The organism is Shigella sp. FC1661 (assembly GCF_001712525.1).
Classification (GTDB): domain Bacteria; phylum Pseudomonadota; class Gammaproteobacteria; order Enterobacterales; family Enterobacteriaceae; genus Escherichia; species Escherichia coli.
Window position 1 is genome coordinate 1 of the sequence record NZ_MDGW01000141.1, and the last position, 6,003, is coordinate 6,003.

Here is a 6,003-nt window from a genome sequence, read left to right on the forward strand (position 1 = left end):
CGACATCCGACGCCATTCATGGCCATATCAATGATTTTCTGGTGCGTACCGGGCTGAGAGGCGGTGTAAGTGAACTGTAGTTGCCATGTTTTACGGCAATGAGAGCAGAGATAGCGCTGATGTCCGGCAGTGCTTTTGCCGTTACGCACCACGCCTTCAGTAGCGGAGCAGGAAGGACATCTGATGGAAATGGAAGCCACGCAAGCACCTTAAAATCACCATCATACACTAAATCAGTAAGTTGGCAGCATTACCCGCCTTTGGTATTGTCTATATTTCCAGCCAATTAGCATTGTCGCGAGATATTCCCCTGACGGGTATGTTGATTGCCTCGGCGATCGGTATTTTCAGTTGTCCATTGGTTGGATGGTTATCAGATCGTATAGGTCAAAAAAGTCTGTATTTGTCGGGAGCAGGATTTTGTGTCCTGTTCGCGTTTCCTTTCTTCTTATTACTGGATAGCAAAAGTACGCTCATCATCTGGTGCAGTATGATCCTCGGCTACAACTTAGGTCCGACGATGATGTTTGCCGTGCAGCCAACACTTTTCACCCGCATGTTCGGTACCAAAGTACGATATACCGGCCTTTCTTTTGCTTATCAATTTTCCGCGATTCTTGGCGGACTAAGCCCCCTTATCGCCTCAAGTTTGCTGGCGCTAGGGGGAGGAAAACCGTGGTATGTCGCTCTGTTTTTATTTGCTGTCTCAGTTCTTTCCTTTGTTTGCGTCTGGCTGATTGAGCCGACCGATGAACAAGAAACCGCTTCTTACCGCTACATCAGGGAACAATCTCATGAAAACTGAACGAAAAAACGAGCATTACCTGGCGCTACAACAGGCGTTTGACGCGCCATGGCCTGGGCCTGTAGGAGAGTTAGTGACGCTGGAAAAAGGCAATATTCACCTGCAGATTTATCCGCATGATGGTGCCAGGATAACCTCGTTAAAGGCATTTGGTTCTGAAGTATTACGCCAATGGCAGCCGCAGCGCAGAGCTTTTCAGTATGGCTGTTTCCCAATGGTGCCGTGGGCAGGGCGACTGGGGAATGCGATGCTGAATGCTGGTGGGCAATGTTATTCTTTACCCGCCAATAAACCACCACATGCGTTGCATGGTATGGCTTGTTACTCAACGTGGGAAATCATCGACAAAACAGCAGATTCCCTGACTTTACGTATGCCCCTGGCTTCACCGTGGCCCTGGCAAGGGGAAGTGATTCAGACTTTTTTGCTGGAGAACGATGCGCTGGTTTTGCAACTGGAAGTCCATTCATATGCCGATACATTCCCGGCCTCCGCTGGCTGGCATCCGTGGTTTGCGAAAAAGCTGACTCCGCAAAATACAGAATCGTTGCAGGTGCTTTTTGATGCGGACTGGCAAGAAGAAGCGGGTAGTGATGAACTGCCAACTGGAAATCGTATCTCTCCTCAAGCCGGTCCCTGGGATGACTGTTTTGGTTTTTATAACGGGGTGAAGGTTAAGTTACTGTGGCCTGGTAAACTCGCGATGACCATGATCTCTTCTGCAAACAGTCTGGTGGTATTTGATAAACAGCCCGATGCCACCTGTATTAACCCGCTGACTCAGGCACCTAACGCAATAAATCTAACGCCGGAATTGGTGACACCAGATAGGCCGCTGGTCATCGAAACTCGTTGGCAATTTACACCTGAATCTTAACCATTCATCTATTGCGAAAAAGCCAGTGAAATTACTCTGCTTTTTCGCAATCAGCATCACAAGATTACCCTTATTGCCACATAGCCAAACCCATCCTTTCCCGCTACAGTTAATTTCTTGTGGCGCGAAAGGAGGCAAAAATGCTCTATATCTTTGATTTAGGTAATGTGATTGTCGATATCGACTTTAACCGTGTGCTGGGAGCCTGGAGCGATTTAACGCGTGTTCCACTGGCTACGCTTAAGAAGAGTTTTCATATGGGGGAGGCGTTTCATCAGCATGAGCGTGGGGAAATTAGCGACGAAGCGTTCGCAGAGGCGCTGTGTCATGAGATGGCTCTACCGCTAAGCTACGAGCAGTTCTCTCACGGCTGGCAGGCGGTGTTTGTTGCGCTGCGCCCGGAAGTGATCGCCATCATGCATAAACTGCGTGAGCAGGGGCATCGCGTGGTGGTGCTTTCCAATACCAACCGCCTGCATACCACCTTCTGGCCGGAAGAATACCCGGAAATTCGTGATGCTGCTGACCATATCTATCTGTCGCAAGATCTGGGGATGCGCAAACCTGAAGCACGAATTTACCAGCATGTTTTGCAGGCGGAAGGTTTTTCACCCAGCGATACGGTCTTTTTCGACGATAACGCCGATAATATAGAAGGAGCCAATCAGCTGGGCATTACCAGTATTCTGGTGAAAGATAAAACCACCATCCCGGACTATTTCGCGAAGGTGTTATGCTAAAAACCATTCAGGACAAAGCCAGGCACCGTACCCGTCCACTATGGGCCTGGCTAAAACTACTCTGGCAACGTATTGATGAGGACAACATGACAACCCTGGCAGGTAACCTTGCCTATGTGTCGTTGCTCTCATTAGTGCCGCTGGTTGCCGTTGTTTTTGCGCTTTTCGCCGCTTTTCCCATGTTTTCCGACGTCAGCATTCAGTTACGTCACTTTATTTTTGCCAACTTTCTGCCTGCTACTGGCGATGTTATTCAGCGGTATATCGAACAATTTGTTGCCAATTCCAACAAGATGACCGCCGTTGGGGCGTGCGGGCTGATCGTCACCGCGTTATTGTTGATGTACTCCATCGATAGCGCGTTGAATACCATCTGGCGCAGTAAACGAGCGCGACCAAAAATTTACTCGTTCGCCGTGTACTGGATGATTTTAACGCTGGGGCCGCTGCTGGCAGGGGCCAGTCTGGCGATCAGTTCCTATTTGCTCTCCCTGCGCTGGGCGAGCGATCTCAATACTGTCATCGACAACGTGCTGCGTATTTTTCCGTTGCTGTTGTCGTGGATCTCCTTCTGGTTGCTGTACAGCATTGTTCCTACCATCCGCGTACCTAACCGCGACGCGATTGTCGGCGCGTTTGTCGCCGCACTCCTGTTCGAAGCAGGAAAGAAAGGTTTCGCGCTTTATATCACCATGTTCCCGTCATATCAGCTCATTTACGGTGTGCTGGCGGTGATCCCCATTCTCTTTGTTTGGGTCTACTGGACATGGTGTATCGTCTTGCTTGGCGCGGAAATTACTGTCACTCTCGGGGAATACCGCAAACTAAAACAAGCAGCTGAACAAGAAGAAGACGACGAACCATGATTGCATTAATTCAACGCGTAACCCGTGCCAGCGTCACCGTGGAGGGAGAAGTGACGGGCGAAATTGGCGCGGGACTTTTGGTGTTATTGGGTGTCGAAAAGGATGACGACGAACAGAAAGCAAACCGTCTGTGCGAGCGTGTGCTCGGCTACCGCATCTTTAGCGATGCCGAAGGCAAGATGAATCTCAACGTGCAACAGGCGGGCGGCAGTGTACTGGTGGTTTCCCAGTTTACCCTCGCCGCAGATACCGAACGGGGGATGCGCCCAAGTTTCTCCAAAGGCGCATCACCGGATCGCGCAGAGGCGTTATATGACTATTTCGTCGAACGCTGCCGCCAGCAAGAGATGAACACGCAAACAGGACGCTTCGCTGCCGATATGCAGGTATCGCTGGTCAATGATGGCCCCGTGACATTCTGGTTGCAGGTATGAGCCAGCTTCCAGGGTTGTCACGGGAAACAAGAGAGAGTATCGCTATGTATCACCTTCGGGTTCCACAAACAGAAGAAGAGTTAGAGCGTTACTATCAGTTTCGCTGGGAAATGTTGCGTAAGCCCCTGCATCAACCAAAAGGTTCGGAACGCGACGCGTGGGATGCGATGGCGCATCATCAGATGGTCGTCGACGAGCAGGGGAATCTGGTGGCGGTAGGCCGACTGTATATTAATGCCGACAATGAAGCGTCCATTCGCTTTATGGCCGTTCATCCCGACGTGCAGGACAAAGGGCTGGGGACGTTGATGGCGATGACCCTGGAGTCGGTGGCGCGTCAGGAAGGCGTTAAGCGCGTGACCTGTAGCGCCCGTGAAGACGCGGTGGAGTTTTTCGCCAAGCTGGGGTTTGTTAATCAGGGAGAAATCACCACACCAACCACCACGCCGATTCGCCATTTTTTGATGATTAAACCTGTTGCCACTCTGGATGATATTTTGCATCGCGGCGACTGGTGCGCGCAGCTGCAACAGGCGTGGTACGAACACATCCCGCTTAGTGAAAAAATGGGCGTGCGCATTCAGCAATATACCGGGCAAAAATTTATCACCACCATGCCGGAAACCGGTAATCAGAATCTGCACCATACGCTGTTTGCCGGGAGTTTATTCTCGCTGGCAACGCTCACCGGTTGGGGGCTTATCTGGCTGATGCTGCGCGAACGCCACCTCGGCGGAACGATTATTCTGGCCGATGCGCATATCCGCTACAGCAAGCCGATTAGCGGTAAACCTCATGCGGTAGCCGACCTTGGTGCCTTAAGCGGCGATCTCGACCGTCTGGCGCGCGGACGAAAAGCACGGGTGCAGATGCAAGTTGAAATCTTTGGCGACGAGACGCCGGGTGCAGTGTTTGAAGGCACGTATATCGTTCTGCCCGCGAAGCCATTTGGCCCGTATGAAGAGGGCGGGAACGAAGAAGAGTAGCTTATGGAGAGGGGCGGTGCTGCCTCTCTCATTTATTCCGGTCATTTACATCATTCCCTGTCTATGCCGGTAATATTGAATAAGAACTCTATAAATTTTTATTCTTCGTTGGCACCATACGTGTCTTGCTACATCACTGTTCAGGAGCATTTAAATATTATTTGTAGAGCTGAGTGGCAATTATCGCAGATAATGCTTAACTCATCATCTTAGTTCAGGTTTGAGCGATTTTTGATAGTCAAAACCTCCTCTGGTGCCATACTTTCCTCATAAATATTTTTAAAATCTATAGCTCACAAACATTATGCAAAGATAATGGGCTGGCATCATTGTCAGTATCATTCATTTACTGCTCTGTATGTTATGAATCATTATGTTGTATGTTTGCTCTTAAACCGTGGGAAGGAGGCTATAATGGTTGCCAATATTAATCTCATTAAACAAGAAAGTTATTCTGTTGTTAATTTAGAAAAACAACGTTCCCGAACTGTTACCAACAAAATTATAACGATGAGCAAGTAAAGACCGGTTGGTGGCAGTACTGACCGGTCTGTGATGAAAGATTAATTTCACCTTAAATCCTGGTGCTGTTAGGATGCTGACGTTTTTCGGCTACACCATTCAGATTATGCAAATAAATATCTCTGAATATAATATATTCATAGCACCCATAATTCATCCTGGGCGATAACTAAACCATTTTTGAGTAATAAATGAAACAACTGCAACACTCTTATTATTTCTGGAAAACGCCTCGCAAAAACAAAACAACATGCAAAAATCCGCTTTTTTTTAATGATTTTCCGGCGTAATTTTCGCACATACATTAATGAGTAATATAGGTAAGGTGGTGGTAATGGCGATGAATACGGTTTTTCTTCATTTATCAGAATGAGGTGTACTGGCAATAGCGGACACTACCATTTGTTCTTTTTTTAAGCAGCCATCTGATGATATTTTTCCCTGAAGGCTGCCGGGGAGATATTCCCCAGACGAGAGTGACGACGCTGACGATTGTAGAAAATCTCAATGTATTCCCGTATTACTGAGATGGCTTCATCCCGGTTATTAAAACGATAGTGGCTCAGGCTCTCATTTTTCAGCGTTCCCCAGAAGCTTTCCATCGGAGCGTTGTCGTAACAGTGACCTTTACGCGACATTGATGTTTTCAGACCAGACTGCTCCTGTATGACCCGGTAATCGTATGCGCAGTACTGTGAACCTCGATCAGAGTGGTGGATTAGCCCGGCAGGTGGGCGCTGGCTCCTGAGCGCCATAAACAGGGCTTTACCTGT

The 6,003-nt window shown here is 48.8% G+C and carries 7 protein-coding genes and 2 pseudogenes; 7 read left to right on the forward strand and 2 right to left on the reverse strand.

Translation table 11 applies throughout. The features are described from left to right. On the reverse strand, positions 1-200 hold a 200-nt coding region (locus tag BFF42_RS09750), incomplete at its 3' end, for an IS1 family transposase (protein ID WP_001638972.1). A 56-nt stretch (positions 201-256) separates the two neighbouring features. Between BFF42_RS09750 and BFF42_RS09755 the strand changes: the two are divergent. The 7 genes and pseudogenes from BFF42_RS09755 to BFF42_RS27645 all read left to right on the forward strand — a co-directional run. Beyond that, a pseudogene (locus BFF42_RS09755) lies at positions 257-805 on the forward strand (MFS transporter); the annotation flags it as partial. Continuing rightward, on the forward strand, positions 795-1,682 hold the full coding sequence (locus BFF42_RS09760) for an aldose 1-epimerase (protein ID WP_000846258.1): 888 nt from the start codon (positions 795-797) through the stop codon (positions 1,680-1,682). The pseudogene BFF42_RS09755 and the gene BFF42_RS09760, both read left to right, overlap by 11 nt. Positions 1,683-1,822: 140 nt before the next feature. Then, on the forward strand, positions 1,823-2,422 hold the full coding sequence (gene yihX, locus BFF42_RS09765; RefSeq protein ID WP_001315111.1) for a glucose-1-phosphatase: 600 nt from the start codon (positions 1,823-1,825) through the stop codon (positions 2,420-2,422). After that, the gene (locus BFF42_RS09770) at positions 2,416-3,288 is read left to right on the forward strand and encodes a virulence factor BrkB family protein (RefSeq protein ID WP_000920762.1); all 873 of its coding nucleotides are present in this window, start codon (positions 2,416-2,418) and stop codon (positions 3,286-3,288) included. Before yihX ends, BFF42_RS09770 begins: the two co-directional genes overlap by 7 nt. Further along, on the forward strand, positions 3,285-3,722 hold the full coding sequence (dtd, locus tag BFF42_RS09775; protein WP_000560983.1) for a D-aminoacyl-tRNA deacylase: 438 nt from the start codon (positions 3,285-3,287) through the stop codon (positions 3,720-3,722). The genes BFF42_RS09770 and dtd overlap by 4 nt, the downstream gene beginning before the upstream one ends. 44 nt (positions 3,723-3,766) lie before the next feature. After that, the gene (gene fabY, locus BFF42_RS09780; RefSeq protein WP_012421342.1) at positions 3,767-4,708 is read left to right on the forward strand and encodes a fatty acid biosynthesis protein FabY; all 942 of its coding nucleotides are present in this window, start codon (positions 3,767-3,769) and stop codon (positions 4,706-4,708) included. A 363-nt stretch (positions 4,709-5,071) separates the two neighbouring features. Next, positions 5,072-5,185: pseudogene (locus BFF42_RS27645) on the forward strand (hypothetical protein); the annotation flags it as partial. A gap of 458 nt (positions 5,186-5,643) precedes the next feature. On the opposite strand, the gene BFF42_RS09785 reads toward BFF42_RS27645, so the two are convergent. Then, a partial coding sequence (locus tag BFF42_RS09785; protein WP_146753229.1) for an integrase core domain-containing protein occupies positions 5,644-6,003 on the reverse strand: 360 nt, incomplete at its 5' end.